This is a genomic window from Paraburkholderia heleia NBRC 101817 (genome assembly GCF_000739775.1).
In the GTDB taxonomy this organism is placed as follows: domain Bacteria; phylum Pseudomonadota; class Gammaproteobacteria; order Burkholderiales; family Burkholderiaceae; genus Paraburkholderia; species Paraburkholderia heleia.
Genome location: NZ_BBJH01000068.1, coordinates 1 through 25,975, shown reverse-complemented (window position 1 = coordinate 25,975; position 25,975 = coordinate 1). Strand labels below are relative to the sequence as shown.

The window sequence follows — 25,975 nt, the reverse complement described above, 5'->3', positions numbered from 1 at the left end:
CGCGCCGTCGAGCGTCGCGCCCGTGCGCCGCGTGACGTCGAGGTGCTTCTCCAGCATCTTCAACCCATGGCCGAACACGGTGACGATCAGCACATAGTAGAACGACACGGCTAGCATCGTTTCAAGCACCTTGAAGTTCTGCGTGTACAGACGCTCGCCGACCAGCAGGATCTCTGCCAGCGAAATGACGGACACCAGCGACGTCAGCTTGACGATCGTAATGTACTCGTTGATGAGCGCGGGCAGCGCGACGCGAAATGCCTGCGGCAGTACGATCAGCCGTTGCAGTCCGACGAAGCGGATGCCCAGCGCCTTGCCTGCCTCGAGCTGACCCTTGTGGAGCGAGAGCAGGCCGCCGCGATGAATCTCCGCGATGTAGGCGGCTTCGCTGATCGAGAGCGCGAGGAGACCGGCCCAGAACGGATCGGACAACAGGCCGCCGGTCCAGGGCAGCACCTGCGGCAGGTTATAGACGAAGATCAGCAGGACCAACAGCGGCAGACTGCGAAACAGCCAGATATAGCCACTGCATGCCACGCGCAGCGGCATGAGCGTGGACTGTTTGCCGAGTGCGAGGGCAAAGCCCGCGACAATGCCGATCAGCCAGGTGGCCGCGCTCAGCTCGATCACCAGCCATGCCGCTTTCCAGAAGGCGGCGTCGAACAATAACGAAGCCGTGTAGTGCCAGTCGAATACCATGTGCGCTCTCTCGCGAAGCGCAGTCACGAGGAAATGGGCGCCTGCCCAGCCTCATGCTGCATGCCATACGCCGTTAGTTCGATGCCGTGCCGAGCGCACGGGCGATGTCGTCGTCGGTCGGCTCGCCGACGTTGTATTGCTTCAGGAGTGCCTGGTATTCGCCCGCCTGTTTCATCGATGCGAACGCGCTCTTCAACTGGCCAAGCAGCGCATCATTACCCTTCTTCACGCCAAGACCGATCACCACGGGATAGAGCTGGGTGGTCGACGTGATCGCCACGCGCCCGGCGAGCTTGTTGACGGTCATCTGGGCGACCGCCGAGTCTTCGAACTGCGCGTCGACCGCGTGCGCCAGCACGGCCTGAGCCGCTTCCGGCGAGGTCTCGAATTCGCGCACGTCGATCGCGCCGCGGCCGGCGGGAATACAGTCTTGCTTCGACACGTCGTTGAGTTTCGGGATCCACGATGCTCCCTTGATGGAACTCACGCGTTTGCCGCACAGGTCTTCGGGCTTCTTCGGCGCGAAGCCGGAGTGGCTCAGGGCGAGCAGCGAAACGCCGGTCTTCAGGTACGGGACGAAGTCGATCTGTCTGGCGCGTTCCGGCGTCACGTACAGCGCGGACGCGATTACATCGAAGCGGCTCGCGTTGACGCCGAGGATCAGGTTGGCGAAGCGCGTATCGACGAAGCCCGGCTGGAGCTTCAGATGCCCGGCGAGCTTCGTCATGAAGGCGGGATCGAAACCGGCGGGCGCCGCGCCCTCCATGTAGTCATAGGGCGGATACGTCAAATCCGCGCCGATGGTCAACTTGCCGGCCGTCACGGTCGGCGGCGCGCTCGCGGCGAACGCGTGGGCCGTGCCGCACAGCGCGAGCACGGCGGCGCACTTCGAAATGCGCGGCAGACAGGACAGGACAGATTTCAGATCAGGATAGGCTTTCATGGCGGTCTCGCTCGTCCGTGTTGGGCAAATTTATTGTTCAACAATATTTGAAAGATTGTTCAACAATAATCCGCTATAAAGCATTATCTGTGCCAAGGAATTGACGGAACGGACGAATATCGTCTGGGAAGCCGATCAGTCGGGGCGAGGGACGATATCGAGCCGGATTTTCGAGCAGCGGCGCAATCGTTGTTAATGCACCAGCTTTGCGCATCGCCGTGCGGACTGGACGAATGCGTCCAGTAACGGTGCAAGATGCGACGAGAAATGGCGCACGTCGAGGTTCACGAACACCGAACCGGCGATTCGGCCGGGAATGGGTGTCGACCTGAAGTGGACGATGCATTGAAAGCGGGTAGCGCGAAATGACATCGCTGCCGACGGCTGCAGGCGGGTCGATGCGCGCCGTAGCTGCGCTTCTCAGGTGAGTTTTCGCGAACGCAGGCATCGGAATATGTCACTTGTCGGCCCATTTGTGGCTGCTTACGATCGATTTGACTAGTCGCGGTGGGAGCGCTCGGCATGGCCGACGCGGGCCCGGTCTCTTCTCTGTCGGCATCAAGGATCTCGAAGAAACCGAAGGCATTCTGACCACGTATGGCTCGCCGCTCTATCGCGCGAACGTACCGGCGCACGACAACACGCTGGTGCGTCGACTGCGCGCGGCGGGCGCAATCGTCGTCGGCAAGACCAATGTGCCGGAGATGGGCGCGGGTGCGAACAGTTAAGATTTCGGCGTCTGCGAAGTCGATGACGACATTCGCGCCGGGTTCCGCCGCAAGATCGACTTTCTGCGCCACGAGGTAGCCGTTTGCGAACCGGTCGAAGTGGACTTCGACGGTGCGCATCGCTGCTTCGACGTATTGCGCGCTGAGGCCTTCGTCGCGGGCCTGCAAAAGGCCTACGAGACCGATCCGGATCTGCTCGGGCCGAATCCTCGTGCGAACTACGAGATGGGTATCGGCATGGGTCTCGCGGATTGCGTGCGTGCCCATGCCGACCAGACGCGTTTGTTCCGCCGCTTCCAGACGCTGTTTCACCGCTACGACGTGATTCTCTCGCCGCGGCTCGCGCGTTCGAGGCGCTCTTCGAGTCGTCCGACGAAACGCGACGCCCTATCCCCGATGCCGCCCGGCTGCACGCATCGGATGTCGACCTGAAATCCATCGTCACGCACCCGCCTGTGCTCGATGCAGTGTCATCTCCGAATATCTCAGCTTCTGCTGTCTGACCTGAACATGATCGATTCGATTTACGGCAAGCCCCTCGACGTATGGCTTCGCGACTACCCGCTGCTGCGTCCGCTCATGGCACTTGAACCTGTCGAGTGGTTCAATCCGGGCGTCGCGCCGTTGGCCGACGCCAGCGGCGACATTGCACTCGATGCAGTGTGTATCGCCGACGCAAGCACGCGCCTGCAGCGATTCGCGCCGCTTCTCGCGCAATGCTTTGCCGATGTGCATCTCGACGATGAAGTCATGTGCGACGCGACGCACATCATCTGGGCGACGGGCGGGGGCATGGTGCCGGAAGCGGAGATGAGCGGATATCTCGAGTCGGGGCGGCAGGCACTCGCTGGATCCTGATTGCGGCTTCGAGGTCGCAAGCGGACGAATCTGGGTGGGGAGGCGAATGTCTGATCCGAAGCCGTCGTTCGTCCGAGGTTCATGGAGGGCGGCTCCTGGCCGACTGGCCCCCCGTGGGCGACGGCACCCGACTACCCACTCCGGTCAGATAACTTTCTCCGAACCGGTCAGTCAGCCAAATCCAGGTTTCGCGAAGTGGAGTGCCGATAAGCGGCCGTTTGCGACCTCACCCGATCGGCCACCATCAGCCAGTCATGTGCACTGAATCAGTGACGTTTGACGATCTTTACTTCATTCGAGAGCCGTCATTCGCCGTATCACTTCTCGCCGCGAAAGCACCCTCTTCGTAAGCGCGACGGATGCGCTCGCACATCGCCGCTTCGCAGTTCGTCTGGAACGATTCGACCTGCACGCCGAGTTCTTCTCCTTTGCTCGCCTAGTCGAGCGGCACGGTGAGACGGTCGATGACCGCGACCGTTTGCGGACGCACGCCGCGCCACCATGCAAACGCTTCGGCGGCCTGCTCGACCAGCATGCCGACGCCGTCGGCGGCGCCATGCACGCCTGCATTGCGCGCGAGCCGCAGGAACGGCGTGAGCCGCTTGCCGTACGCAAGCTCATACGCTGTGCCATCGGGACAGAACACGCTCGGCGGGACGGGCGGCAATTCGCCCGTCAGGCTCGCGGAGGTCGCGTTGACCACGAGATCGAATCGGCCCATCGCAGGCAGATCGCCGTAGCCGCGAGCACGCAGCGCTGCGCCTCGCGAACCAACCTGAGCCGCCAGCGCCTCGCCCCTGGACACGTCGCGGTTGGCGATAACCAGTTCGGCAGGACCCGCGGCGAGAAACGGGAGCAACGCGCCACGCGCGGCGCCGCCCGCACCGAGCATCAGCACACGCTTGCCGGCGAGCGGAACGCCGAGATTGACCTCGATATCGCGCAACAGGCCAATGCCGTCGAAATTCTCGGCAATGATCCGGCCGCTCTCGAACTTGAGCGCGTTGGCCGCGCCCGCCAACGCCGCGCGTTCGCTACGCTCGTCGGCGAGCGCGAAGGCCTTCAACTTGAACGGCGCGGTGACGTTCAGGCCTTTACCGCCCTCGTCGGCGAACTGTCGCACCACCCTTGCGAATCCATCGTCGGGCTCAAGCGGGCCTTGGATCGCGACGTACGACATCGCCTGTTGTGTCGCTTCGGCAAACAGGCCGTGAATCAACGGAGATTTCGTGTGTCCGATCGGGTTACCGATCACTGCATACTGGTCAGTCATGGTGTCTCACTTCGAATAGAGAACGCCTTCGGTTTGCATCGCGTCGATTTCGGCGGCGGAAAAGCCGAGCGATTGCGCAACCTCCGTGTTGTGCTGCCCGAGATCGGGCGCGACGTCGCGAATGGTCGTGTCGCAATGAGAAAAGCGGAATGGCAGATTGGGCAGGCGCAGCTTTCCATAACGCGGATGATGCTGCTCGACCACCATGCCGCGCGCCCGGATCTGCGGATCGTCGAGCACCTCGTCGATGCGCTGCACCTTCGCGCAAGGCACATCGATGCCATCGAGCAGTTCGAGCACCTGGGCAACAGGACGCGCAGCGACCCACGGCTGCACAACAGAGAGAATCGCCTGCCGATGCGTATTGCGGCCCACGCTATCGTGAAAGCGCGTATCGCTGCCGAAGCCGGCGGGCCCGCCGTGCGTTTCGATCAGCGCGGCGAGACGCTTCCATGCATCGTCCACTTGCGCCGCGATCACAAGGTCGCCGTCTGCGGCCCGAAACACGCCATAGAGCGTCGAGGTCGGCATGTCGTGGCCGGTTTGCTCCGGCAGCACGCCTCGCAGCGTATAGCACTGCACCGCATATTCGTGCATCGAAACGAGCGTGTCGTACAACGCCATGTCGATGTGCTGGCCGCGGCCGCTCCGCACCCGGCCGAGCAGCGCCGCATTGATCGCCGCCACCGCGTGAATGCCCGTGTACATGTCGCCGAGCGAAATGCGCAGCAACGGTGGCGGCTCGCCGGGCGTGCCCACCATCTGCATGATGCCGCTCTTCGCCTCAGCGATCAGGCCAAAGCCCGCACGATGAGCGTCGGGACCCGTGTGGCCATACGCCGAGATCGAGCAGTAGACGAGACCCGGATTGCGCGCGGATAGCGCTTCATAACCCAGCCCGAGTTTATCCAGCGCGCCCGGACGGTAGTTCTCGACGAACACATCGGCCGAGTCGCACAGGCGCCGCATGAACTCCTTGCCGCGCGCGTCTTTCATGTTGACGCTGACGCCGCGCTTGCCCATGTTCAGTTGCAGGAAATAGCCGCTTTGCTGGTCGTCGAGCACAGTCGCGTGCTGGCGCCCGGCGTCGCCACTGCCGGGGCGCTCGACCTTGATGACTTCGGCGCCGAGCGCAGCAAGGCAGCGCCCCACATAGGGACCAGCGAGGAAGTGGCTATAGTCGACAACACGTATGCCTTCGAGGGGACGGGCCAGCATCAGAACGCTCCCGGCCGGCGCGGCACCATCAGACGATGCTCGCCGCGCTGAACTACCTGGTTATCCTGATTGATCAGTTCCGATGGCAGCACGACGATGCCCCACCCCGGACGGCTGTTACTGGGACGCATGGCGCCGACGCGAAATTTCACGTGCAGCACATCGTTGACCTTGACAGGCAGCAGGAAATCCCACGTCCAGCCGAGCGACATGCCGGGCAGAAAGCGATAGTCGCTCTGCGTCTTGAGGCCGTCCGCAATCGAGAGTCCGAACAGTCCATGCGCGACAAGACAGCCGAAGTGGCTCGCGTTGGCATACGCCTCGTCCACGTGTACGGGCGTGTGGTCGCCGGTGAGGTCGGCGTACGCGAGTATGCGTTCCTTCGTGACGGTGTAGTTCGGGCTCACGCACTCGTCGCCTTCGCGGGCGTCGTCCCAGTACTTGTCGATGATCGTCATGCTCACGCCCGTGCCCGCGGGTTGATGCTCAGCGCCTGCGCGACACACGACGCGGGCTTCGACTGAATCAGTTCGACGGCAAGGCCGTCAGGCAGGCGCAGCCAGTTGCGCCCTTGCGGCATTTCGCTCACGCCATACGCCTGGGCCGCGGCCAGTGCCGCCTCCAGGTCTTCACACATGACGCCAAGATGCGCGAGGCGCCCTTCGGGACCTTCGTGTTGCGGCGCATGAATGAACTGCAGGCCGCCGAACGTCCAGTACTGACGCGGCGCGTCGACAGTGCCCTCGACTTCGCGCATGCCCATGCCGAGCACGTCTTCGAAGAAGCGGATATGCCACCGGATGTCCTTCACCCAGATCGCGACGTGCTCCAGATATGCCTTCGATCCGCTCATGCCGTCGCCTCCTTGCGCTGCTCGTCGGCCATCGCGCGCTCGATGCCCTTGATGCACGCCACCAGCGTCGCATTGACGGGCGTCGGCACGCCAAGCCGTTGTCCCCAGCGCACCACCGAGCCGTTGACGAAATCGATCTCCGTGACCGAGCCTTTTTCAAGGCTCTGCAGCATCGAGGTCTTGAACGCGGGAGAGAGACCTTCAGCCGCAAGTGTCCAGGCCTGCTCGGGGTCCGTCATCGACAAGGTGATCCCCGCAGCGTGTGCTGCGGCCATCGCCTCGCCGATGGCCGCGAGCGCCGTCGCCTTCAACAACGGCTCGTCATAAAGCTGCCCGTAGGTGAGACGCGTGATGCCCGTGAGCGCGCCCGTGGCGACGTTGACGAGTAGCTTGTCCCACATCGTGCCCATGATGTTGTCGCTGACCGTGGTGAGCAACCCGGCGGCGTTGAACGCCTCGGCGATTGCCTGCACGCGGGGCGTGATCCGGCCATCGAGTTCGCCGATATAGGTCGCCTTCCCGGTAACGCCCGACTGGATATGCCCCGGACCGCGCAACACGCCGCCCACATACGTCTTGCCCGCCAGCACACACTCGCGGCCCACGATACCGGCGAGCACATCTTCGTGCCCGAGCCCGTTTTGAAGGGACAGCACGAGCGTTTCAGGCCCGATCAGCGCGAGTGCGCCGCGCATCGCAGCATCGGTGTGGAAGGACTTGACCAGCACGATCACCACGTCGGCCACGCCGACTTCGCCCGCCTGGGTCGCGGCGCGCACTGCTATGCGCCGCGTGCCGCTATCGTCGTCGACCTGCAGACCGTCTCGACGCATCGTGTCGACATGGGCGGGCGAACGGTCCAGCAGCCAGGTTTCGTGGCCGCCTTCTGTGAGGGTGGCGCCGATTGCGCAGCCTAGTGCGCCGGCGCCGAGAATCGCAATCTTCACTGAGCTTCTCCTTGACGTGCAGACACACAATAGGAGTTGCCGCCTATATCGGCAATGCAATGACTACAATGACATCATTGCAATAGACAATAATGGCCGTCACCATGATGCCGCCCGATTTACCCGACCTGAAGCTGCTGCAACTCTTCGACCTGCTCTACGACACGCGCAGCGTCACGCGCGTCGCGGAGCAACTGGGGCAGAGCCAGCCCACCATCAGCATCTGGCTCGGGCGGCTGCGCGAGCATTTGCAGGACCCGCTTTTCATTCGCACTCCTGGCGGCATGGCGCCCACACCGCAGGCCGACGCGCTGATCGGGCCTTGCCGCGAAATTCTCGAATCGCTCAGGCGCTTTGTCGCGTGGGAGATCGCGTTCGATCCCGCCACCGCGCAGCGGCGTTTTCGCATCTGCATGACGGATGCGAGCCATATCACGCTGCTGCCGCGCCTGCTCGCGCACGTGCGCGCCCAGGCGCCCGGCATCCGGCTCGAAGCGGCGGGAATCGACGGCAACACGGAACGGGCGCTGGAATCGGGCGAAGCCGACCTCGCGATTGGCTATGTGCCGTGGCTTGGCGGTGACATCTACCAGCAGCAGCTTTATCTACAGGACTGGGTGTGCCTGACGAACCGGCATCACCCGCGCGTTCGCGGGCGACTCGGTTTGAAGCAGTACCGTTCCGAGGGGCACGTCGCCATCGAATCGGGCACAGGTGCGCAGCTACTCGAACAGGCGCTGGCGCGCGAACGCATCGAGCGTGACGTCGCGCTGCAACTGCCGGGTTTTCTGGGGCTCGGAACGATCGTCCAGACCACTGACCTGGTCGCCACGCTTCCACGTCACATCGGCGAAACGCTCGCGCATGCCAACGATCTGGCCGTTCATTCCTGCCCGGTTCCCGTGGATGGGTTTGCCGTGAGGCAACACTGGCATGCGCGGTATCACCAGGAGGCCGGGAATCGCTGGTTGCGCGGCGTGGTCGCTCAGTTGTTCGGCGTTTCACCGTAAGTATGAAACCTGAGGCGCTGCGCGCCAGCTCACGAAGAATACGACCGTTGTACCTCCGCAAGCTGCCGCTGGTACGAGCGAGCGTCCGAGATGGGTCGGGCTGATGCAGCGCCTGACTGCACCGTCGGCAGCCTGCGGGCACAGCGTTCCGAACGCGGCGGTGTCGTGGCCTGAGCAGAAGCTATCGGCCGTTCCGTGCAGCTTTACCGGGCGGCAGCGACTCATCAACGACGATGACACAACGCTCCGGCTTTTGCGTCGCCTCTGGTTCGTTCGAAGTGCTTGCTTCGGTTTGCAATGACACTGCCTCTCCTCCTGAAGAACTAGCTGTGGGGAGAATGCTATGGGATTCGTTTCCAAAAGTATTGGACGATTTTGCAGGGGGTGTCCCGGCACGGCATTTATCTGACTACCTTGTGCAGATGAGCGGGCTGGTTCCCCGTTTAGGGCGTTTCCAGCCGCGCGTATACCCGCTTGTCATCCGTTTTTTTCCATGAAACACTGGGGCGCATCTGCTGTGCCGGATTCGATTCCGATATACCGGACACACAGCGAGGTGCGCGATCCGTCGTTTGCACGGCTGCGTGCAGTCATGACGGTTACGGTCGCGGGTTCCGTCCAGGATGGGATTCCTTTCACAGGGTCGAAAATGAGACTGTTCAAAGAAAGCGTAAGGGTCGCCTGTTTGTCCGCCGTCGTCGGCCTGCTGACGCTCACCGGTTGCACCAAAGTCGCGACGCCCGGCCAGGATGCCGCGACCGGTTCGACCTTGCAGGCGGTCCTGCAGCGCGGCACGCTGCGTGTCGGCGACTGTCTGACCTTCGCGCCATTCGGCTTCTACGACAAGAATGGCCAACCGGACGGTTACGACGTCGATCTCGCGAAAGAACTGGCGAAGCAGATGGGCGTGAAGCTCGAAATGGTCAACACGACGAGCGCAAACCGCATTCCGAATCTGCAGACCGCCAAGGTCGACGTGGTCTTCTGCAACTTCACGCGCAACCTCGAACGTGCGAAAGAAATCGCGTTCACGACGCCGTATGTCGTCGCGAGCGAGGCGCTGCTCGTCAAGAAAAGCAGCGGCATCCAGTCGGTCAAGGACATGTCTGGCCATACGATTGCGACCGTCAAGGGCTCGACGAACGGCGACGAAGTGCGCGCGCTGGGCATCCCTGTGAAGATCCAGGAATACGACAGCTCGGAAGCCGCGATTCTCGCCGTCAAGCAAGGCCAGGCCGACGCGATGATCGAGGACAACAACTTCCTCGCCTATCAGGCGAAGCTGGACCCCGAACTGACCGTCACCAACGAAGCCCTCGTGCCGCTCGAATACAACGCGTTCGGTGTGAAATCGGGTGATCAGGTCTGGCTGAACTACCTGAACCTGTTCCTCTTCAACATCAACGCGTCGAAACAAAACGCGCAGCTGTACACGAAGTGGTTCGGCACCCCGCCCCGCTATCCGCTCAACCCGCAGTTCTGAGCACGAACTCGCGGCGCAAGCGCCGGTACGACTTTGCGAAGGAATGGCGATGAGTTATCAATGGCTGACCCTGTGGGGCTACGTGCCCGAATTCTTGCAGGCCGCGTGGCTCACGTTGCAGGTCACGCTGCTCGCATTTTGCGTCGCGCTGATTCTCGGTCTGCTGACGGCGATCGCGGGCGCTTCGCGTCTCGCGCCGCTGCGCGTCGTCGCGCGCAGCTATATCGAGCTGATCCGCAATACGCCGGTGTTGCTGCAGATATTCATCGTGTTCTTCGGACTGCCGTCGCTCGGTTTGAACCTGAGCGCGTACACGGCGGGTGTAATTGCGCTCGGCGTCAATGTGGGCGCGTATATGGCGGAAGTTTTCCGCGCCGGCATTCAGTCGGTGCCGCGCGGACAGATCGAAGCGGCCGGCATTCTGGGCCTGGGCCGCTCGCAGGTGTTTATCGAAGTCGTCTTGCCGCAAGCGGCGCGCGCCGTCTATCCCGCCATCGTCAATAACCTGATCCAGTTGCTGCTCGGCACGTCGCTGCTCTCCGCAATCGCGTTGCCTGAACTGACGGGCACGGCGACCGTGATCAACGCGCGAACCCTGCTCTATATCCAGACGTTCTCGGTGACGCTGATCGCGTATCTGATCCTGAGCCACTGTCTTTCATGGATCGCGGAGCAGATCGGCGCGCGCGTGTTCCACCCGCCCCTCATGCTCAAACAGCACACGCGCCGGCGGTTTCTGCTGATTCCGCGTCAGGCGAACCGCACCTGAACCATCGAAGGGGAAACCGTCCATGTCAACCGAACTGCTGACGACCAGCCTGTCGATCCTGCTGCAGGGACTGGTCACGACCTTGCTGCTCTCCGCGGCAGCGATTGTCGGCGGCACGCTGATCGGCCTCCTCGCCGCCGTGTTGCGCTCGTTCGGACCGTGGGGCAGCGCGCGCGTCGCGAAGCTCTACACCGAACTGTTCCGCGGCACGCCCGTGCTCATCACGCTGATGTTCATCTATTTCGGCGTGTCCTACTTCGGCTATGCGATCGATGTGTTCGCGGCGGGCGTCGTCGGCCTGAGCGTGTACCAGGGCGCCTATATCGCCGAAGTGTTCCGCTCGGGCATCGAAGCCGTACCCAAAGGACAATGGGAAGTCTCGCAGATTCTCGGTCTCAGCAAGACGCAGACGTTCTTCTCGGTTGTGTTGCCGCAGACGGGCAAGATCGTATTGCCGCCGCTGATCGGTCAGTACCTGTCGCTGATCAAGGATACATCGATTGTCAGCATGATCGGCATGTCGGAACTGATGCATGGCGGCCAGGCCATCGTCGACCGCGTCGGCAAGCCGGTCGAAATCTATGGACTCGTCGCCGTGCTGTATTTCGTCGTGTGTTTCCCGCTGTCGCAGTGGGTGCGCCACCATGATCGTAGGAGCCTGTCGTCATGACCATATCCATCGGGGCCAAGCCAGTCATCAACCTGAACGGCGTCAGCAAATCGTTCGGCGCCACGCAGGTGCTCAAGGAAATCAATCTCGACGTGCGCCCCGGCGAAGTGCTCGTGCTGATCGGCGCATCCGGTTCGGGCAAGAGCACGGTGCTGCGCATCATGGCCGGTCTCGAAACGGCTGATTCCGGCGAAGTCTGGGTCAACGAAGTGCCGCTCCACGATGTGCGTCGCGCGAGAGAAATCCGCGGTCACGTCGGCATGGTATTCCAGCAATTCAATCTGTTCCCCCACAAGACGGCGCTCGGCAATGTGACGCTCGCGCTGATCAAGGCGCGCAAGATGAGTCCAGCCGACGCGCGCAAACGCGCAATGGCCGTGCTCGACCGCGTGGGCCTTGCCGATCGCGCCGAACATTATCCGAGCCAGTTGTCGGGCGGACAGCAGCAGCGTGTCGCGATTGCGCGGGCGCTGGCTGTCGAGCCCGGCATCATGTTCTTCGACGAAGCGACCTCCGCGCTGGACCCGGAACTGGTCGGCGAAGTCACGGAAGTCATGCGCGGACTGGCGCGCGACGGCATGACGATGGTCGTCGTCACGCACGAAATGGGCTTCGCGCGCAAGACGGCCGACCGCGTCGTGTTCATGGACAAAGGCGTGATTGCCGAACAGGGCGCGCCGGAGGAAATCTTCGTCTCGCCGCAGAACGAACGGACGAGGCAGTTTCTGCACCGCGTGCTCGATCATTGACGCGTTGCGTCTATCGCATCCATTGCGCAGGAACGAACGACAACAACATAACAGCAAACTGCGATCCCTATCGCCGACGGAGTCTACGGAATGTCTGCACCAGAATCGTCACGGGCCCGGGGCGTGGACCGCGTGATCGGCATTTTCAGGGAACTGCATGTTGCGCGGCGTCCACTGACGATGCGCGAGCTGATCGAGGCGACGCGTGCACCGCGTTCGAGCGTCTACGAGCTGGTCACGATACTCACGGACGCGGGTTGGCTCGAAACGGCCGCGGACGGCAGCGTGTTTTTCGGGCGCGAGATGCACTACTACGGCGCCGATTACGCCATGCACAACGATCTCATCAGCCGCGCGCATCAGACCATACTCGGTCTTGTGCGCAAGTACGACGAGACCACGCAACTGTGCATGCTCGAGGGCAACAAGTACACGGTGGTGCTGTCGGAGAACAGCGCGCGCCCGTTCAACATCACCTCCGATATCGGCGTGAAGGTGCCGATTCCGTGGACGGCGACGGGACGCCTGTTGCTCGGAGAGCTGACCGACGACGACGTCCTTGCACTGATTCCGGACGAAGACTACGTACTGGATGATGGTCGCCGCATCGGCTTCGACGACTTCATGCGGGACGTTCGCGATGCGGCTGCACGGGGCTATTGCTGCACGGAGGGCCTTTCGATGTCGTTCCGGCTCTGCATGGCCGCGCCTGTACGCGATCGTAGCGGCCTGCCCATCGCGGCGCTGTGCTTCATGACCGGGCGCGACACCGATCCCGCCAAGCGGGCCGCGATGCTCGACGATCTGATTGCCTCGGCGAAGGCGTTGTCGCAGCCGTCCATGCGGACATGAAGCCGGCCGCCAGCCCTGCTTGAGCGCGCCACTTCAAGGTTCTGCTGCTACCTGCCGATAACGCACGTACGCGTTATTGGACGATCACGATGAGCCACGAAGAAGAAGATCTGGCCCGCAGTTCGCTTCAGGCCGCATTCCTGCGCCACGAGGACAGCCTTGCACCGCCCGGGCGCCAGCCCGGCGAGGACAACCCCGCCGTTTATCGCACACTGCTCGAATCCACCCGGGCGATCCCCTGGAAGATCGACTGGGCGACGATGCAGTTCGCTTATATCGGCCCGCAGATCGAAGCACTGCTCGGCTACGCGCCGTCCACGTGGAAAACGGTCGACGACTGGGTCGCACGCATGCATCCGGACGACCGTGAGGCCGTGGTGAATTTTTGTGTCGCGCAGTCGCAGGCAGGCACCGATCATGAGGCGGACTATCGCGCGCTTACGGCGGACGGCGGCTACGTGTGGATTCGCGACGTTGTCCACGTCGTGCGCAAAGAGGACGGCGACGTTGACGCGCTGATCGGCTTCATGTTCGACATCAGCGAGCGCAAACGTACGGAGGAACGGCTCGCGGAACTCCAGCGCGAACTGGAACGCCTCTCGCTGTCCGACAGTTTGACAGGCATCGGCAACCGCCGCATGTTCGACACGGTCATTGCGCGCGAATGGGCGAGCGCGGCGGCATCGTGCAAGCCGCTTTCGCTCGTGATGGTCGACATCGATTTCTTCAAGTCGTACAACGATTATTACGGTCACCTGCAGGGCGACGAATGTCTGAAGCGCATTGCGCGCGTGCTCGGCGAGGCAGCCGGAGCGAACGCGTTCCTGGGCCGGTTTGGCGGCGAGGAATTCGTGTTCGTGCTTGCCGACACCGACGCCGATCACGCCGTGCGCGTCGCGGAGCGTTGCCGCTCGCTGATCGCGGATGAAGCCATCGCGCATCTGCGCTCCCCGCACGGTCAGCGAGTCACGGCGAGCTTCGGCGTCGCCACCGTTGTGCCGAACGAAGGCATCGACGTCACGGCGTTCATCAATCTGGCGGATGCGCAGCTCTATCAGGCCAAGGATCAGGGACGCAACCGCATCGCGGCGGTGGACCGGGCAGGCATCGGCGGCGAAGGATTCAAGCTGCAGTCGCGCTGATCCTTGCTTTGATAGTGCGACGGTCCTTCCCGCGTGCGGGCTCTTGACGAGAGTCGCGCGAGGGCGGTCCGGTCGGTGGTCGGGCCGTCTACACCGAATTCCTCGAACGAACTTGCGCTTGAGCGGGTTTCTGCGGTCTCTCCTGATTGGCATATGGTGGTTCGGGCCGAGTGCCAGCACAGGCACGTTACGGGTGGCCTTTTGCCGCCACAACCCTGCGATGGAGGCCACCCATGAAAGGGAACTCCGTTATCCCGTTAGTCGTGATCGATTGCGAAGTTCGCAATTACGGGCCAGTCACGATCACCGGAACCCGCGTTCACGGCGTCCCGCATCCGGCCGTGAACGACGTCAGGCATCGGCAGTACGCGAGCCGCATCCGTGGCCGCTCCTGACCCGTTCTGCGCCCGACGACCGAACGCGATGATCGTGTCGGATGTGCACGCGACGCAAATGGCATGAGTCGACCGCGGACCTATGCGATTGGCATATGCAGCCTGCGCCGGCCGGGCCCCGGCGGGCGGCTGCACGCGGCCCACAACAGACAGTCAACCAAGCCGCCACGGATGACCAGTTCCAGCTCAAGAGTGGGCTTCCGGCATCCGTCGTTGGAATTCGCGCAACCGTACCGTCATTCAACACGATGGAGTTGCCGGACAAGATCCAGGAATAATTCAAGCGCGCGCGTTATTGGTCGAGAAATTTCGATAATCGCGCTAATCGTGTTTTCATAGACTGGACCGGATGGCACCTGCGCGAGCGCGTGCCGTTTCGCGAACGACGCAGCATAGGACTGCGGCAGCAGGCCAACATAGTGCCCGGACAGCACGAGCGTCGCAACCGCCTCCAGGCCAAACGCCGATGGTCCGCGCCGCATCCGCAGCGTATTGAGCGCCTCGTGCACGAACGGCTGCTCGCGATAGACGAGCGGCAGCATCGGTGCATCGCACAACTTGCGACGTGCCACGTAGAGTGCCTGCCGCTCGATGAAGAGCGGCAGGTAGTGAAAGCCCGCCTCGCGCCGGTACATACCCCGAATCGCAACCTGCACGCGGCGCTCCCGCAACGCCAGGTCGAGTTCGTTGAAGGTCATCACGCGCAACTCGATGCTCACGTCGGGCGCCTGCTCCTTCAGCGCGGAAAGCACCTCTGGCAAATGACAGCCTTCGTCGCTGGCGATGTGCTCGACCATCCCGATCGACAGGGTGCCGGACAATACCCCGCGCACCGCGTCGATTTCGGGCTGAATCCGTTCCAGCGAGCGGATCGCATCGCGCGCGAGATCAAGGGCTACCTTTCCCGCTTGCGTCAGCACGAATCCGGATGGGCCACGCTCGCACAGCCGGGCGCCGAGCGTCTCCTCGACTTCGCGGATGTGACGGCTGATCGACGCCTTCGACATGTTCAGTTGCTTCTCCGCCGCCGCGAAACCATTGGCCTGCGCGACGGCGCAGAAGATGCGAAGCGAGCGCAGATCGCGCTCGCTGAATTCGGGTCGGGTCACCTGGACGGTTCCTGAATTGGGACGAACGGCCGAGGCAGGCGCATCCGAAAGGTTTCATTTTCTGGAACCATACCGATAAAAAAATCATTTTTCACTCTTTTTGTAGCGGCATACATTCGGTCGCTAGGCGAACCGCGCGAAGCCGTGGCGTTCACGGTGCGCCGGTCCGTCACCCACACGGCAATCCGACACGCACGCGGAGAGAGCAATGAGAAAACTGACCCGACGATCCTTTATTCAGAGCACGCTCGCATCGGGCGCGGCACTGGCGCTGCCGAGCCTTGCGTTTGCCGAGGGCGGCACGCTCGCGGACATCAAGAAGCGCGGCACCCTGGTGGTCGGAACCGAAGCCGCGTACGAGCCGTTCGAATTCGTCGAAAACGGCCAGATCGTCGGATACGGGCACGATGTGCTCGAACTGATGGCGTCGAAGCTCGGCGTGAAACTCGAGCAGATGAACCTGCCGTTCCAGGGCCTGCTTCCGGGCCTGATGTCGCACAAGTTCGATTTCGTCGCGACCAGTGTCGGCATCACGCCGGAACGCGCCAAACGCTTCGCGTTCAGCGAACCAGTCGGCGTGGTGCGCTCGGTGCTGATGGTCCGCGCCGACGATACGTCGATCAAGCAGGATCTCGACATCGGCGGCAAGACGATCGGCACGCAAATGGGCTCGTCGTCGCAGCCGGTCGCCGACGAATTCGAGAAGGAACTGAAGGCGAAGACCGGCAAGGGTTATGCGGGCACCAAGCTGTTCCAGGCATATCCGGACGTGTCGAATGCGCTCGCGAACAAGACCATCGACGTCGCGCTGATGCCGTCGAACATCGCCGCCGTGCAGATGAAGCGGCAGCCGAACACGTTCCGCATCGTCGGCACGATCGGTCAGCCGAAGCTGCTCGCATGGGTTGCCAACCCGAACGATCTCGAGATCCGCAAGTTCATCAACGATTCGCTCGATGAATTCCGCACGAACGGCAAGCTCGCCGCGTTGCAGACGAAATGGTTCGGCGCGCCGATGGACATGCCGCGCGCGAACTATCTGCCGGCCGGCGCCATCTGACACGCGCCGCCATGCTGAACTGGATCGACAAGGGCGGCGTGATGGCGCCGTTTCTCGGCGGCGTGCTGTCGGGAACGGCGCTGACGCTGGCCGCCTCGGCCTGCGCGTTCGGCATCGGACTCGCGTTCGGCATCGTGCTGCTGCTCGCGCGCAGTTCCCCGTTCGGTCCGCTGCGCGGGCTGGTGGTCCTGTGGATCAGCCTGATCCGTGGCACGCCGGCGCTGATTCATATGCTGATCGCGTACTACATGGTGCCAGCGCTGCTCAACATTTCGGTCTCGCCGGTCACCGCGGGGATCGCCGCGCTCGCGTGCAATACCAGCGCGTACATCGTCGAAATCCTGCGTGGCTCGCTCGGCACGATCTCATGGGGACAGCGCGCGGCCGGCTACGCGATGGGCATGCGCAGCGCTCAGGTGTGGCGTCACGTGCTGCTGCCGCAGATGATCTATCGCGCGATTCCGCCGCTCACCAGCGAGTTCACGATCCTGTTGAAGACGTCGTCGCTGATGTCGATCATCGCGGTGCCGGAACTTGCCACGGTGGCGCGTAACGCCACGCTGCAAACCGACTTGCCTCTCCAGGTCTTCACCATGACGGCAGCGGTCTACTTCGTGATCCTGTTTTGCATCTCGGCTGCTTCGCGATTCTGCGAGCGCCGCGTTTCGAGGATGCTGCCTCATGGCCATTGATTTTTCGATTGTCCGCGAAGCGGTGCCGGTATTGCTCGACGGACTTCGCGTCACGGCATTGGTCAGCGCGATCGGCATTCCGCTCGGTGTCGTCGCGGGAATCGTCGCGGCATACGCGGCGCAATCGCGCACGATCCTCAAGCCGGTCGCGCTCGCCTATGTCGAACTGGTGCGCAACATTCCGTATCTGATTCTCGTCTATCTGTCGTTCTTCGGACTACCCAAACTCGGCATCGGCGCCTCGGCAATGACGGTCGCAATCGGCTGCACGGCGCTCTATACGGGCGGCTACTTCTGCGAAATCCTGCGCGCGGCGCTGCGCAGCGTGCCACGCGGCCAGACGCAGGCGTCGTTTTCGCTCGGCATGACGTTCTGGCAGACGCAGCGCCACGTGATCGCACCCCAGCTATTCGGCTTTATCACACCGCCCACCACGAGCCTCGTGATCATGATGTTCAAAGACTCGGCCATTTTCTCGGTCATGAGCCTGCCGGAGATGACATACCAGAGCAATCTGCTCACCGCCGACACCTTTGCGTACGTCGAAGTGCTCGGCACAACGGCATTGATCTACTGGATCTGCAGCGTTCTGCTGGCTGGCGTCGGCCGCCGTCTGGAGACCGTCATCGGACGGCGTGCGCGCCATGCCTGACGCCGATTCCGCTATTCCCTCTGGAGATATTCGCATGACTCAATATACTGTCGCGCCGCGCATCGGCCATCCGACGCTGCTTTACTCGGAACTCGATCTCGACATCGACAACCTGAAGGCCGATATCGCCGTGCTCGGCATGCCCTACGGCGCACCGTACGCGCCGTCGGATTTCAGCAACGACCAGACCCACGCACCGTCGGCGATCCGTCAGGCGACCGACCGCGTTGTTCGCAAGCCGGAGCATTACGACTTCGATATCGACGGCCCGCTGTTGCAAGGCCGCACCGACGTGCGCTTTGTCGATTGCGGCGACATCCTCCCCGATCTGACAAAGCCGGGCGAGCACTACGCTCGCGCTGAAGCGGCAGTGCGCCGCATCGCCGCCGGTGGCGCGATGCCGATCGTGTTGGGCGGCGACCATGGCATCACCACGCCGATCCTGCGCGGACTGGACGCTAAAGGCCCGATCACACTTGTGCATATCGACGCGCATCTCGACTGGCGCGACGACGTCAACGGCGTTCGCGAAGGGCTGTCGAGCCCGATCCGCCGCGCTTCCGAGATGGCCCACGTCGAGCGCATCATCCAGATCGGCTTGCGCGCGCAAGGCAGCGGGCGGACTGAAGAACTCATCGCCGCGCGCGCATATGGCTCGGAACTGATCACGGCGTACGAGTTGCACGACATCGGCATGGATGCGGTGCTCGCGCGCATTCCCGACGGCGGCAACTACTATCTGACCATCGACGCTGACGGCCTCGACCCTTCGGTAATGCCGGCGGTTGCGGGTCCGGCGCCGGGGGGTGTGACCTTCGTGCAGGCCCGCAAGCTCATCCACGGACTGGTGAAGAAGGGCCGCGTGGTGGGCATGGATATCGTCGAAATCCAGCCGGGAAAGGACGATGCCAACCTGATCTCGTGCATCACCGCCGGGCGCCTCATTCTCAACCTGATCGGCGCGTCCATCCGCGCGGGATACTTCGACAAATGAGCGCGAATCAGGCCATCATCGATATTCGCGGCATCGACAAATGGTACGGCAGCCATCACGTGCTCAAACAGTGCTCGACGCGAGTGGTGAAGGGCGAGATCGTGGTCGTGTGCGGGCCGTCGGGTTCGGGCAAATCGACGCTGATCAAAACCATCAATGCGCTGGAGCCTTTCCAGAAGGGCGATATCGTCGTGGATGGCACATCGCTTGCGGCAAAGTCGACCAATCTGCCGAAACTGCGCAGCCGCGTCGGCATGGTGTTTCAGCATTTCGAACTGTTTCCGCATCTGGACCTGACGCACAATCTGACACTCGCGCAGCGCATCGTGCTTGGTCGCGCCGAAGACCGCGCACGTACGAAGGCGCGCGAACTGCTTGATCGCGTCGGTCTGTCGGCGCATGCGCACAAGTACCCGGCGCAGTTGTCGGGCGGCCAGCAACAGCGCGTTGCGATTGCGCGCGCGTTGTCGATGGACCCGATGGCAATGCTGTTCGACGAACCGACTTCGGCGCTCGACCCTGAGATGGTCAACGAAGTGCTCGACGTGATGGTCGAACTAGCGCGCGAAGGCATGACCATGATGGTGGTCACGCATGAGATGGGCTTTGCGAAGCGCGTCGCGCATCGCGTGGTCTTCATGGAAGACGGCGCGATCATCGAAGACAGTCCGACTGACGTGTTCTTTCAGGACGCCGCGAGCGCCGCCGCGAAACGCTTTCTTTCCAAAGTCCTTCATCACTGAACCTTCGAATCATCCCGACATGACGACTCATACCCGCATCCGCAAATTCAACACTCGCGAAACGTATCCGGAACAGAAGCTGGACAACGACCTGTGCCAGGCGGTGATTGCCGGTAACACGGTGTACCTGCGCGGCCAGATCGGCCAGGACCTCGACACGCGCGAATCGGTTGGCATCGGCGACGTCGTCGCGCAAACCGAGAAGGCGATGTCCAACGTGAAGATGCTGCTCGACGAATGCGGCAGCAAGCTCGAAGATATCTGCAAGGTCACGGTCTACATCATCGATCCACGCTACCGCGAAGCCGTCTATAACGTGATGGGCCGCTGGCTCAAGGGCGTTTTTCCGGTGTCGACCGGCATCGTCGTGCAGGCGCTCGCACGTCCCGAGTGGGTCGTCGAGATCGACGTGATCGCGGTTAAACCGGACGCGTAATCATGCCGCTCAGCCGAAGCGCCGAGCTGCTGAAAACGCTGATCGCGTTCCCGACCATCTCGCGCACGCCGAATCTCGCGCTGATCGAGCACGTCGCCGGATTGCTGGGCGCGGCGGGCAGCAGCAGCACGATCGTCAGGAACGACGCGGGCACCTGTGCGAACCTGTTCGCACGCACGGGACCGGCGGACGTGCCTGGTGTGATGCTATCGGGACACACGGACGTCGTGCCTGTCGAAGGACAGCCGTGGACGATGCCTCCCTTCGAGGCCACGCAACGTGACGGGCGGCTTTACGGCCGCGGCACTGCCGACATGAAGAGGAAGCCCATTCGGCGCTTGCGCCGAAGTATCTGAATGCAATCCATGTCGCTGCTGACTGGATCGCGGGCATTCGCGCGGCGCAGCAGCATCTCGTCGAAAGCGGCGCGCACGACGACGGTTACGACGTGCCGTATTCGACGATTCACGTCGGGACGATCCACGGCGGCAAGGCGCTCAACATCGTGCCGAACGAATGCACGCTCGAATTTGAAATCCGCACCCTTGCGAGCGACAACGCCGACGCAATACTCGGAGACATCCGCTCGCGGGCCTCGATAGCAAGCGCCACGGCTTTTCAAGGGAAAGCGCATCTGCCCGATGTCGAGGAAGTCAATGCTTATCCCGGTCTCGACACCCGTGTCGCGAGCAATGCCGTAAAGTTTCTCGAAACGCTGCTACCGCCGAATACGCAGAAGCGCAAAGTTGCCTTCGGCACTGAAGGCGGACTGTTCTCGACGCGCCTGTCCGTGCCGAGCGTCGTGTGCGGCCCGGGCGATATCGGCGTCGCGCACAAGCCGGACGAATACGTCGCATTGGCGCAGCTTGATGCATGCGATAACTTTCTCGCCCAGCTAACAAGCCGCTTGCAGTAAAACCCGATTTCCTGACCAGCGGCCCATGCAAAGTTGGCGCGTGGGAGATGTGCAATGCCGCGCCGTAAGCGAATGACCGCATCTGATGCCCACAGCGGTCTGTGGTCCAAATGGACGCCGCGCGACCGCTGTAACTCGATGAACGGACATCCAAAAGGTCACGACTGCACCGGCGTGAAGCCGTCGGGACTCCAGTCCTCGCTCCCGACCCCGTGATGGACGAAAAAGAATCCCGCGGGGTCGTAGCGGCTCTTGATCGCTTTCAGCCGCGCATAATTCGCCCCCCAAAACGCATCGCGCCAATCTCCACGGAAAAAATCTGTTTCCGAAAGATAGGAACCGCTTTGCGGTGACAATGCTTTAATAACGCCCGCGGCTTTGGCCACACGCTCGGCTTGGCTATGAGCCTCTGTCATGTCAGGCGGTGTGATCGGGAGACCCGCAAACGGCGGCGGACCGCCCGCAGCCACGATCGCCAGGGCGAAAGCGTCAGCAACTTTCGGATTCATCGCGCACTGACGTGCGCGTTCCTTCACCTCCGCGGGGGCGCCCGCGAGTCCCTTGTTGACATGCAGTTCCACGGCCTGAAATTGGGCGGCGGCCATGAGCGCTCCAGCAAGTTGACTGCGTTGGGCCGGATCGAGAAGCGTCGCGGGCAGCCATTGTGACTCGTAGCCGTACAGGAACAGTGAGGCCTCGTCTCCATCGCCTCGCCACCAGCCGTGCTGCGTGGCCGCTCCGTCCCGTGGGTCGGGCACCAGTCCCGGGTTGGCCTTGAGATCCCACCAACGGCGTGCGGGACCGGCGCCGATCTGGGGCTCGTCGTCAATGGCGAAATCTGCAGGGGAGGCGCGTACCCAATCGATGAGAGGTGCCCAGGCCGATTTGGCCTGTCCGTCGTTGAGGCCCTGACACACCATCGACACGCGGATTTCGTGGTCGCGAAAAACAAGCTGCTCGCCCCATTGAGGGTTGAACAGGTTTTCGGCGTAGTGCTCAATGAGCCGTTCAACGAGCCGCCGGTAAGCCTCATGCGATGACGCCTTGACCCTGAACTCCGCCCAACCAAAGTGCTCGGGCAGATCGTGGGTCTGCAAAGTGACCCGGGTCACCACACCGAAACTGCCGCCACCTCCGCCTTTCAGCGCCCAGAAAAGATCGGGCTCCCGCGATGCATTGACTGTGCGGATCACACCGTCAGCGGTGACGATCTCCGCCTGGAGCAGGCTTGCGGCGGCCAATCCGTAACGCTTCGAGAACGATCCGAAACCACCTCCCTGGACGAGGCCGGCCACGCCCACGCTCGCACAGCCCCCGCCCTGGACGTATCGCCCCGCTTGGGTGGTAACCGCGGTGTAGACGTCGATCCACATGCAGCCGGCCTCTACAGTCACAGCCGGCATCGGAGGCATCGAAGAGCCAAATGGAACGAACGCATCGTGTAACTCGATGCGGTTCATCGCGCGTGTCCAAATCAAAAGCGAATCCGCCGCGTTCGAGCCGCCAAGGTAACTATGCCCCCCGCCTTTCACCACTAGACGCAAATTGTGTTGGCGCACAAAATTGATGCCCGCAACCACGTCGGCTGTAGAACGAACCGCCAAGGCGTAAGCGCTCGCATGTGGTGTCCATCCGTCAAGCCAGCCTGAGATCTGGGTGCCGCCAGGGTCGTCACCGAGCGCGATCGGATTTCGTGCCTCCTGCAGGCGAGCAAGACAACGGGGCGTGCGGGGCGCTTGCGCACAGGCCTCCCAGATGGTCGTTGGTCGCAACAAATTTCCACCAACCGCGCGGCTCAGCGCCTCCCATTCCTCTGCTTCCGGCCACGCAGGATCGCCAGGCCGGACGCGGCCCGTTCCTGCCACTGTTGGAATCTCGTCGGCAAAAATCGTGGCGGTGGGGAGGAAAGGCAGGGCGGCAACACCCTTCAGAAGGCATCGTCTCTTCATGACGTCTCTTTTTATTTATCTCAAGCTAGTCGGCTTGGTGAACCATCTTTTCTGCATTCTAAAGCCAGCCCGGTTCGCTCCATCGAGCGAATGACCGCTGCAATAGATCAAAGCGACATTGAGGTGTCAGCGCGACATCGTAGTTGAGTGACCGCACATGGCCGGACTGCGTCCCAAGACTGAACGCGACGATCGCCCCGGCGCGTTTCATGCATTTTCGCTTCCAATCCAGAAGCCGGAGTGCGAATACGCTACGTGCTCCCTGGCGGTGAACGCGGAGGGAGCCGCTCGTCAGTCCATAAGTCCGTGAGTCCGTGAGTCACTCGGCGCTTGTTCCCGACCTGACCTCATGATTGTGGTGGCACCCACCGCGTTAATCAAACACTACACGCCGCTCCTTGTGCGCGAGCCTTTCAACAACGTCAGGTTCTCCGCTCGTTGGTGCGTGCACCACGACCGTCACTCGAGCCCGGCTTCGCCATCGCATCGATTCGCCCGAATGGAGTCACTTGAACGGCTCTTGTCAGATCGATTCGAATCCCCCAAAAAAAACGCCGGGCAAAAAAAAGCCCGGCGCGGAGTTCGCAGGAGAGGCACAGGGCCCGGCACTCCCACGACGTGTAGGGCGCCATTGTCGATGCGATTGGCCCAGCACGCTGTGATCAAAGTCAAAGACCGTGGCGTCCGCCCGGCGCCGCCTCGCGCGCCAGCTAACGCGCGCCTGAACTCAGCCGTCGCGGAAAATAAAGCTGTACGCGCTCAAAGCCGGCACGCCGCCCAGATGCGCGTACAGTACCTTCGACCCCGGCTCGAATTCGCCACGACGCACTTTGTCGATCATGCCGTGCATCGACTTGCCCTCGTACACGGGATCGGTCAGCACGCCCTCCAACCGCGCGCACAGGCGAATCGCCTCCAGCGTGCCTTCGTTCGGCAACCCGTACTCCGGGCCGCCGTAACGCGTGTCGAGAATCACGTCTTTTTCGCCGATATCGCGGTTGAGATCGACGAGCCCGGCGGTGTGACGCGCAATGCGCGTGATCTGCGCGTGAGTCTTCTCCGGCGTAGCCGAAGCATCGATGCCGATCACGCGGTCGGCCCGGCCATCCGCCGCAAAGCCGACCACCATGCCTGCCTGCGTGCTGCCCGTCACGGAGCACACGACGATGTAGTCGAACTTGAAACCCAGTTGCGCCTCCTGCGCCCGCACTTCCTCGGCAAAGCCCACGAAACCGAGGCCGCCGAACGGATGCTCCGAGCAGCCCGCCGGTATCGCGTACGGTTTGCCGCCCGCCGCGCGCACGCTCTCGAGCGCCTCCTCCCAACTCGGTCGGATGCCGATGTCGAAGCCGTCTGGCACGAGCCGCACGTCCGCGCCCATCATGCGCGACATCTGGATGTTGCCTACGCGGTCGTAGACGGCATCGGAATAGTTCACCCAGTTCTCCTGAACCAGCACGCACTTCATGCCGAGATGCGCAGCGACGGCCGCGACCTGACGCGTCTGGTTCGACTGGATGCCGCCAATCGAAACTAGCGTGTCGCAACCTTGAGCGAGCGCGTCGGGAATCAGGTATTCGAGTTTGCGCGTCTTGTTGCCGCCGAACGCGAGTCCGCTGTTGCAGTCCTCGCGCTTCGCGTAGAGCTCGACCTTGCCGCCGAGATGCTGGCTCAGGCGCTTGAGCGGCTGGATGGGCGTGGGTCCGAACGTGAGTGGATAACGGGGGAAACGCTGGAGGTTCATCGAATATCTCCGGGAGGTCCGCTCATGCGGGGCGTGGTCAACGGTCGGTGGGCGCCTGGAACGCACAACACGATGGAGAGATGTTAGGCGTATTGCCGCGAAATGAGCTTGCTAAAAAAATATCGACGGCCTACGTTTGAAGCATTCGCTTTGACCTTAGAGCACTTTTAATTTGCGAAACGATTAAAGGACGCAATGAAATTAACCAGACATTCTCCCGCTGCGCCGAATGAGCCGCCCGCACTGGATCGCATCGATCGCGCAATCCTCAGGCATTTGCAGCAGGACGCATCGATTTCCAATGTCAGCCTCGCGGCCAGGGTAAAGCTCAGCGCGCCCGCGTGCCTGCGGCGCGTGGAACGGCTCAAGGAGTTGGGACTGATACGCGCAATCGTCGCGCTGCTCGATCCGAAGGCGCTCGGCGCAGGCATGCTGGTCGTGATCGGCTTCGTGCTCGACCGCTCTACACCCGAAGCGTTCGCCGCATTCGAGAAAGCGGCCCAGAAAGTTTCAGGCTGTATGGAATGCCACGTCGTGACCGGCGAATTCGATTACTTCATGCTGGTGCGCACACGCGACAACGAGAGCTTCAACCAGCTGCATGCAGAGCAGTTGTTGTACTTGCCGGGCGTGCGGCAGGTCCGCAGCTTCATGGTGCTCAAGGAGATTCTGTCGACGCACGCGTTGCCGCTGTGACGGCGCGCGCGGATACGATCCCTTGAAAAGGACGCTTGAATGTCGATGCGGCGCGTGGGAAACGAATCGGGATGATGAAGGAAGCAACGTGCCCGAAGGCCACGCGTTCTGTTGGTGGGGTAAGCTCCACCGAAAAACAGCGCCAATCGCCCGCCCATTAATAGACGTCGCTTGATCAGTTCTTCAAAATACCAACACAATTACCAACAGAACGCGGTTGACGCTCCTTCGCAACGCCTTGCTAAGAGACCGTTTCAAAAAGACTGCTCGGTACGTCTGAAGATGTTCCAGCAGACGAGCGTGCAACCAAGTTTAAGGAATACCTCGTGAATGTCGGCTCGACGCTCAAAGCGAATGCGAAGACGACGAAAATTGTGCAGCCATGCGTGAGTACG

Annotated in this window: 27 protein-coding genes and 3 pseudogenes; 18 read left to right on the top strand and 12 right to left on the bottom strand. The window is 62.3% G+C overall.

The genetic code is table 11. From position 1 onward, the window contains the following. Together BHE01S_RS35010 and BHE01S_RS35005 are read right to left on the bottom strand one after the other, a co-directional pair. On the bottom strand, positions 1–699 hold a 699-nt coding region (locus tag BHE01S_RS35010; RefSeq protein WP_042272913.1), incomplete at its 3' end, for an amino acid ABC transporter permease. 73 nt (positions 700–772) lie between these two features. Continuing rightward, positions 773–1,642, bottom strand: a complete 870-nt coding sequence (locus BHE01S_RS35005) for a transporter substrate-binding domain-containing protein (RefSeq protein ID WP_042272911.1) — start codon at positions 1,640–1,642, stop codon at positions 773–775. 551 nt (positions 1,643–2,193) lie between these two features. On the opposite strand from BHE01S_RS35005, the pseudogene BHE01S_RS37475 reads away from it, so the two are divergent. Continuing rightward, positions 2,194–2,873, top strand: a pseudogene (locus tag BHE01S_RS37475) (amidase family protein); the annotation flags it as partial. A 7-nt stretch (positions 2,874–2,880) separates the two neighbouring features. Beyond that, the gene (locus BHE01S_RS39430; RefSeq protein ID WP_042272909.1) at positions 2,881–3,228 is read left to right on the top strand and encodes a hypothetical protein; all 348 of its coding nucleotides are present in this window, start codon (positions 2,881–2,883) and stop codon (positions 3,226–3,228) included. A gap of 340 nt (positions 3,229–3,568) precedes the next feature. On the opposite strand, the pseudogene BHE01S_RS39425 reads toward BHE01S_RS39430, so the two are convergent. The 6 genes and pseudogenes from BHE01S_RS39425 to BHE01S_RS34970 all read right to left on the bottom strand — a co-directional run. Continuing rightward, positions 3,569–3,655 (bottom strand): annotated as a pseudogene (locus tag BHE01S_RS39425) (type II 3-dehydroquinate dehydratase); the annotation flags it as partial. Positions 3,656–3,664: 9 nt separating this feature from the next. Then, a complete protein-coding gene (gene aroE / locus BHE01S_RS34990; protein WP_042272907.1) occupies positions 3,665–4,501 on the bottom strand; it encodes a shikimate dehydrogenase in 837 nt (278 codons plus the stop codon). A 6-nt stretch (positions 4,502–4,507) separates the two neighbouring features. Beyond that, on the bottom strand, positions 4,508–5,719 hold the full coding sequence (locus tag BHE01S_RS34985; RefSeq protein WP_042272905.1) for a CaiB/BaiF CoA transferase family protein: 1,212 nt from the start codon (positions 5,717–5,719) through the stop codon (positions 4,508–4,510). After that, the gene (locus BHE01S_RS34980; RefSeq protein ID WP_042272903.1) at positions 5,719–6,177 is read right to left on the bottom strand and encodes a MaoC family dehydratase; all 459 of its coding nucleotides are present in this window, start codon (positions 6,175–6,177) and stop codon (positions 5,719–5,721) included. The genes BHE01S_RS34985 and BHE01S_RS34980 overlap by 1 nt, the downstream gene beginning before the upstream one ends. 2 nt (positions 6,178–6,179) lie before the next feature. Continuing rightward, positions 6,180–6,572, bottom strand: a complete 393-nt coding sequence (locus BHE01S_RS34975) for a VOC family protein (RefSeq protein WP_042272902.1) — start codon at positions 6,570–6,572, stop codon at positions 6,180–6,182. Then, a complete protein-coding gene (locus tag BHE01S_RS34970) occupies positions 6,569–7,519 on the bottom strand; it encodes a ketopantoate reductase family protein (protein WP_042272900.1) in 951 nt (316 codons plus the stop codon). The genes BHE01S_RS34975 and BHE01S_RS34970 overlap by 4 nt, the downstream gene beginning before the upstream one ends. A gap of 104 nt (positions 7,520–7,623) precedes the next feature. On the opposite strand from BHE01S_RS34970, the gene BHE01S_RS34965 reads away from it, so the two are divergent. The 7 genes from BHE01S_RS34965 to BHE01S_RS34935 all read left to right on the top strand — a co-directional run bounded on the left by BHE01S_RS34965 (position 7,624) and on the right by BHE01S_RS34935 (position 14,194). After that, the gene (locus BHE01S_RS34965; RefSeq protein ID WP_042272919.1) at positions 7,624–8,529 is read left to right on the top strand and encodes a LysR family transcriptional regulator; all 906 of its coding nucleotides are present in this window, start codon (positions 7,624–7,626) and stop codon (positions 8,527–8,529) included. Positions 8,530–9,178: 649 nt separating this feature from the next. Then, a complete protein-coding gene (locus BHE01S_RS34960; protein WP_042272898.1) occupies positions 9,179–10,012 on the top strand; it encodes an ABC transporter substrate-binding protein in 834 nt (277 codons plus the stop codon). Between the two features lie 49 nt (positions 10,013–10,061). After that, positions 10,062–10,781 (top strand): amino acid ABC transporter permease, encoded by a 720-nt coding sequence (locus BHE01S_RS34955; RefSeq protein WP_042272917.1) that lies wholly within the window; start codon positions 10,062–10,064, stop codon positions 10,779–10,781. Between the two features lie 22 nt (positions 10,782–10,803). Next, positions 10,804–11,451: an amino acid ABC transporter permease gene (locus BHE01S_RS34950; protein WP_042272896.1), complete on the top strand. Its 648-nt coding sequence runs from the start codon at positions 10,804–10,806 to the stop codon at positions 11,449–11,451. Beyond that, on the top strand, positions 11,448–12,200 hold the full coding sequence (locus tag BHE01S_RS34945; protein ID WP_042272894.1) for an amino acid ABC transporter ATP-binding protein: 753 nt from the start codon (positions 11,448–11,450) through the stop codon (positions 12,198–12,200). Before BHE01S_RS34950 ends, BHE01S_RS34945 begins: the two co-directional genes overlap by 4 nt. A gap of 90 nt (positions 12,201–12,290) precedes the next feature. Further along, positions 12,291–13,052, top strand: a complete 762-nt coding sequence (locus BHE01S_RS34940; RefSeq protein WP_042272892.1) for an IclR family transcriptional regulator — start codon at positions 12,291–12,293, stop codon at positions 13,050–13,052. 89 nt (positions 13,053–13,141) lie between these two features. Then, the gene (locus BHE01S_RS34935) at positions 13,142–14,194 is read left to right on the top strand and encodes a GGDEF domain-containing protein (RefSeq protein ID WP_042272890.1); all 1,053 of its coding nucleotides are present in this window, start codon (positions 13,142–13,144) and stop codon (positions 14,192–14,194) included. A 631-nt stretch (positions 14,195–14,825) separates the two neighbouring features. Here the strand turns inward: BHE01S_RS34935 and BHE01S_RS34930 are convergent. Continuing rightward, complete coding sequence (locus BHE01S_RS34930) at positions 14,826–15,698, bottom strand: LysR family transcriptional regulator (RefSeq protein ID WP_042272888.1); 873 nt, start codon at positions 15,696–15,698, stop codon at positions 14,826–14,828. Positions 15,699–15,906: 208 nt separating this feature from the next. On the opposite strand from BHE01S_RS34930, the gene BHE01S_RS34925 reads away from it, so the two are divergent. The 8 genes from BHE01S_RS34925 to BHE01S_RS39720 are packed head-to-tail and all read left to right on the top strand — an operon-like array spanning position 15,907 to position 21,191. After that, positions 15,907–16,758 (top strand): transporter substrate-binding domain-containing protein, encoded by an 852-nt coding sequence (locus tag BHE01S_RS34925; protein ID WP_042272887.1) that lies wholly within the window; start codon positions 15,907–15,909, stop codon positions 16,756–16,758. 11 nt (positions 16,759–16,769) lie between these two features. Continuing rightward, positions 16,770–17,450 (top strand): amino acid ABC transporter permease, encoded by a 681-nt coding sequence (locus BHE01S_RS34920; RefSeq protein WP_042272915.1) that lies wholly within the window; start codon positions 16,770–16,772, stop codon positions 17,448–17,450. Next, entirely contained in the window at positions 17,440–18,102 is a 663-nt protein-coding gene (locus BHE01S_RS34915) for an amino acid ABC transporter permease (protein WP_042272885.1), read from the top strand. Before BHE01S_RS34920 ends, BHE01S_RS34915 begins: the two co-directional genes overlap by 11 nt. A gap of 34 nt (positions 18,103–18,136) precedes the next feature. Further along, complete coding sequence (locus tag BHE01S_RS34910) at positions 18,137–19,096, top strand: agmatinase (protein ID WP_042272884.1); 960 nt, start codon at positions 18,137–18,139, stop codon at positions 19,094–19,096. Next, positions 19,093–19,839 carry an amino acid ABC transporter ATP-binding protein gene (locus BHE01S_RS34905; protein WP_042272883.1) on the top strand — a complete coding sequence of 249 codons (747 nt, stop codon included), beginning with the start codon at positions 19,093–19,095 and terminating at the stop codon, positions 19,837–19,839. The genes BHE01S_RS34910 and BHE01S_RS34905 overlap by 4 nt, the downstream gene beginning before the upstream one ends. Before the next feature lie 19 nt (positions 19,840–19,858). After that, positions 19,859–20,275: a RidA family protein gene (locus BHE01S_RS34900; protein WP_042272881.1), complete on the top strand. Its 417-nt coding sequence runs from the start codon at positions 19,859–19,861 to the stop codon at positions 20,273–20,275. Positions 20,276–20,277: 2 nt separating this feature from the next. Continuing rightward, positions 20,278–20,631: a M20/M25/M40 family metallo-hydrolase gene (locus tag BHE01S_RS39725; protein ID WP_052406243.1), complete on the top strand. Its 354-nt coding sequence runs from the start codon at positions 20,278–20,280 to the stop codon at positions 20,629–20,631. Further along, complete coding sequence (locus BHE01S_RS39720) at positions 20,628–21,191, top strand: M20/M25/M40 family metallo-hydrolase (RefSeq protein ID WP_321895557.1); 564 nt, start codon at positions 20,628–20,630, stop codon at positions 21,189–21,191. Before BHE01S_RS39725 ends, BHE01S_RS39720 begins: the two co-directional genes overlap by 4 nt. A 158-nt stretch (positions 21,192–21,349) precedes the next feature. Here BHE01S_RS39720 and BHE01S_RS34890 read toward each other — a convergent pair whose 3' ends face one another. Beyond that, positions 21,350–23,140, bottom strand: a complete 1,791-nt coding sequence (locus BHE01S_RS34890) for an FAD-binding oxidoreductase (RefSeq protein WP_042272879.1) — start codon at positions 23,138–23,140, stop codon at positions 21,350–21,352. A gap of 727 nt (positions 23,141–23,867) precedes the next feature. Then, a complete protein-coding gene (locus BHE01S_RS34885) occupies positions 23,868–24,884 on the bottom strand; it encodes a 1-aminocyclopropane-1-carboxylate deaminase (protein ID WP_042272877.1) in 1,017 nt (338 codons plus the stop codon). Positions 24,885–25,079: 195 nt separating this feature from the next. Between BHE01S_RS34885 and BHE01S_RS34880 the strand changes: the two genes are divergently transcribed. Further along, a complete protein-coding gene (locus BHE01S_RS34880) occupies positions 25,080–25,580 on the top strand; it encodes an Lrp/AsnC family transcriptional regulator (RefSeq protein WP_042272875.1) in 501 nt (166 codons plus the stop codon). A gap of 254 nt (positions 25,581–25,834) precedes the next feature. Here the strand turns inward: BHE01S_RS34880 and BHE01S_RS38255 are convergent. Then, positions 25,835–25,975, bottom strand: a pseudogene (locus BHE01S_RS38255) (IS5/IS1182 family transposase); the annotation flags it as partial.

Excerpts from the sequence above, each read along its gene's own strand:
- BHE01S_RS34945 (WP_042272894.1), top strand. The coding sequence starts at position 11,448 with ATGACCATATCCATCGGGGCCAAGCCAGTCATCAACCTGAACGGCGTC.
- BHE01S_RS34935 (WP_042272890.1), top strand. The coding sequence starts at position 13,142 with ATGAGCCACGAAGAAGAAGATCTGGCCCGCAGTTCGCTTCAGGCCGCA.
- BHE01S_RS34915 (WP_042272885.1), top strand. The coding sequence starts at position 17,440 with ATGGCCATTGATTTTTCGATTGTCCGCGAAGCGGTGCCGGTATTGCTC.
- BHE01S_RS34965 (WP_042272919.1), top strand. The coding sequence starts at position 7,624 with ATGATGCCGCCCGATTTACCCGACCTGAAGCTGCTGCAACTCTTCGAC.
- BHE01S_RS34890 (WP_042272879.1), bottom strand. The coding sequence starts at position 23,140 with ATGAAGAGACGATGCCTTCTGAAGGGTGTTGCCGCCCTGCCTTTCCTC.
- BHE01S_RS34885 (WP_042272877.1), bottom strand. The coding sequence starts at position 24,884 with ATGAACCTCCAGCGTTTCCCCCGTTATCCACTCACGTTCGGACCCACG.
- BHE01S_RS35005 (WP_042272911.1), bottom strand. The coding sequence starts at position 1,642 with ATGAAAGCCTATCCTGATCTGAAATCTGTCCTGTCCTGTCTGCCGCGC.
- BHE01S_RS34880 (WP_042272875.1), top strand. The coding sequence starts at position 25,080 with ATGAAATTAACCAGACATTCTCCCGCTGCGCCGAATGAGCCGCCCGCA.
- BHE01S_RS39725 (WP_052406243.1), top strand. The coding sequence starts at position 20,278 with ATGCCGCTCAGCCGAAGCGCCGAGCTGCTGAAAACGCTGATCGCGTTC.
- BHE01S_RS34975 (WP_042272902.1), bottom strand. The coding sequence starts at position 6,572 with ATGAGCGGATCGAAGGCATATCTGGAGCACGTCGCGATCTGGGTGAAG.
- BHE01S_RS34920 (WP_042272915.1), top strand. The coding sequence starts at position 16,770 with ATGCTGAACTGGATCGACAAGGGCGGCGTGATGGCGCCGTTTCTCGGC.
- aroE (WP_042272907.1), bottom strand. The coding sequence starts at position 4,501 with ATGACTGACCAGTATGCAGTGATCGGTAACCCGATCGGACACACGAAA.
- BHE01S_RS34980 (WP_042272903.1), bottom strand. The coding sequence starts at position 6,177 with ATGACGATCATCGACAAGTACTGGGACGACGCCCGCGAAGGCGACGAG.
- BHE01S_RS34900 (WP_042272881.1), top strand. The coding sequence starts at position 19,859 with ATGACGACTCATACCCGCATCCGCAAATTCAACACTCGCGAAACGTAT.
- BHE01S_RS34960 (WP_042272898.1), top strand. The coding sequence starts at position 9,179 with ATGAGACTGTTCAAAGAAAGCGTAAGGGTCGCCTGTTTGTCCGCCGTC.
- BHE01S_RS34955 (WP_042272917.1), top strand. The coding sequence starts at position 10,062 with ATGAGTTATCAATGGCTGACCCTGTGGGGCTACGTGCCCGAATTCTTG.
- BHE01S_RS34985 (WP_042272905.1), bottom strand. The coding sequence starts at position 5,719 with ATGCTGGCCCGTCCCCTCGAAGGCATACGTGTTGTCGACTATAGCCAC.
- BHE01S_RS34925 (WP_042272887.1), top strand. The coding sequence starts at position 15,907 with ATGAGAAAACTGACCCGACGATCCTTTATTCAGAGCACGCTCGCATCG.
- BHE01S_RS39430 (WP_042272909.1), top strand. The coding sequence starts at position 2,881 with ATGATCGATTCGATTTACGGCAAGCCCCTCGACGTATGGCTTCGCGAC.
- BHE01S_RS34950 (WP_042272896.1), top strand. The coding sequence starts at position 10,804 with ATGTCAACCGAACTGCTGACGACCAGCCTGTCGATCCTGCTGCAGGGA.
- BHE01S_RS34905 (WP_042272883.1), top strand. The coding sequence starts at position 19,093 with ATGAGCGCGAATCAGGCCATCATCGATATTCGCGGCATCGACAAATGG.
- BHE01S_RS34910 (WP_042272884.1), top strand. The coding sequence starts at position 18,137 with ATGACTCAATATACTGTCGCGCCGCGCATCGGCCATCCGACGCTGCTT.
- BHE01S_RS34940 (WP_042272892.1), top strand. The coding sequence starts at position 12,291 with ATGTCTGCACCAGAATCGTCACGGGCCCGGGGCGTGGACCGCGTGATC.